Below are 1790 nucleotides of genomic sequence, written 5' to 3' on the forward strand. Positions count from 1 at the left end.
TCAATGATCATCTGTCCGGTGCCACCGCGGGCGTGGAGCTCTTCCGCCGGGCCGCGCAGAGCCAGCAAGCCCAGCAGGACCAGCAGGGCCGGAGCGACGACACGCTGGCAGATCTGACCAGGCGGGTCGAGCAGGACCGCGACTCACTGCTGCAGATCATGACCGATCTCGGCATCACCCCCGATCGCTCGAAGATTGCGCTCGGCTGGCTGGCCGAGAAAGCCGGCCGCCTCAAGCCCAACGGCCACCTTTTCTCCCGCTCCCCCCTGAGTGACGTCCTGGAGCTGGAATCCATGCTTCTGGGCGTACGGGGCAAGGCAGCTTGCTGGCGCACTCTGCGCGCCCTCGCTGAGACCGACCAGCGTCTCTACACCGATCACCTGGACACCCTTGTGGAGCGCGCCGAGCATCAGTGCGCGTCCCTGGAGGAGATGCGCCTGACCGCGGCCACCAGGACATTCGGCACCGAACGTCCCACCGGTCGGTGATCCGGCAGCTCGCCCTGTCGTCCTTGCCGGGGAAGCAGAGGGCACGCCATCCGGCTCGACCTACTTTTGCCCTCTAACGTCGCTATTGTCCATCGCCGCTGTTCCCTCGCAGCGGCACAGTTCCATCCAATGATCGGAAATTCTGGTGAGCGAGAAGAAGAACCCCGTGACCGCAGCGGCGGACAAGGTGGCCGAGAAGGTGCAGGAGGCCGTGCACCCGGGAAACGAGCTCCCCGGCGCCCCCGGCCCGCAGGCACCGTCGCTGGAAGAGCCGACCGAGCCGGTCGGCCCGCTGCCGCCCAAGCCCGACCAGAGCGGGCCGGACACGTACAGCCCGACCGGTCAGGAGACGGGGATCGCGCAGAAGAAGGTGGCCCAGGGCGGGGACCGCCTGACGACCGCGCAGGGCGCGCGACTGTTCGACACCGACCACTCGCTGAAGGCGGGTCCGCGGGGGCCGGCGCTGCTCCAGGACCACCACCTGCGGGAGAAGATCACCCACTTCGACCACGAGCGGATCCCGGAGCGAGTGGTGCATGCCCGTGGCGCCGCCGCGCACGGCGTCTTCCAGGGCTACGGCACCGCCGGGCAGATCAGCAGGGCCGCCTTCCTGGGCAAGAACGTCGAGACCCCGGTCTTCGTCCGCTTCTCCACCGTGCTGGGTTCGCGCGGCTCGGCCGACACGGTGCGCGACACCCGGGGCTTCGCGACGAAGTTCTACACCGCCGAGGGCGTCTTCGACCTGGTCGGCAACAACATCCCGGTGTTCTTCATCCAGGACGCGATCAAGTTCCCCGACGTCATCCACGCCGGAAAACCGCACCCCGACCGGGAGATCCCGCAGGCCCAGAGCGCCCACGACACCTTCTGGGACTTCGTCACCCTGCATACCGAAGCCACCCACCACACCCTGTGGAACATGTCCGACCGGGGCATCCCGCGCTCGTACCGGATGATGGAGGGCTTCGGCGTCCACACCTTCCGGCTGGTCAACGCCGATGGTGCCACCACGCTGGTGAAGTTCCACTGGAAGCCGAAACTGGGCGTGCACTCCCTGGTGTGGGAGGAGGCCCAGATCACCAGCGGGATGGACCCGGACTTCCACCGCCGGGATCTGGCCGACGCGATCGAGGCCGGCGCGTTCCCGCAGTGGGAGCTGGGGGTGCAGACCTTCCCTGACACCGAGGACCAGATGTTCGAGGGCATCGACCTGCTGGACCCGACTAAGATCGTCCCCGAGGAGCTCGCCCCGGTGCGGCCGATCGGCCTGATGACGCTCAACGCCAACCCCTCGAACTACTT

2 protein-coding genes are annotated in these 1790 nt (G+C 67.8%); both read left to right on the forward strand.

The window, feature by feature from the left end:
• Nucleotides 1-488: hypothetical protein (locus tag ACFO3J_RS35990; protein WP_386437437.1), on the forward strand; the 488-nt coding region annotated here is incomplete at its 5' end.
• 145 nt (nucleotides 489-633) lie between these two features.
• Nucleotides 634-1790, forward strand: a 1157-nt coding sequence (locus tag ACFO3J_RS35995; RefSeq protein WP_386437440.1) for a catalase, incomplete at its 3' end; no start/stop codon positions are given.

The organism is Streptomyces polygonati (assembly GCF_042650325.1).
GTDB lineage: Bacteria > Actinomycetota > Actinomycetes > Streptomycetales > Streptomycetaceae > Actinacidiphila > Actinacidiphila polygonati.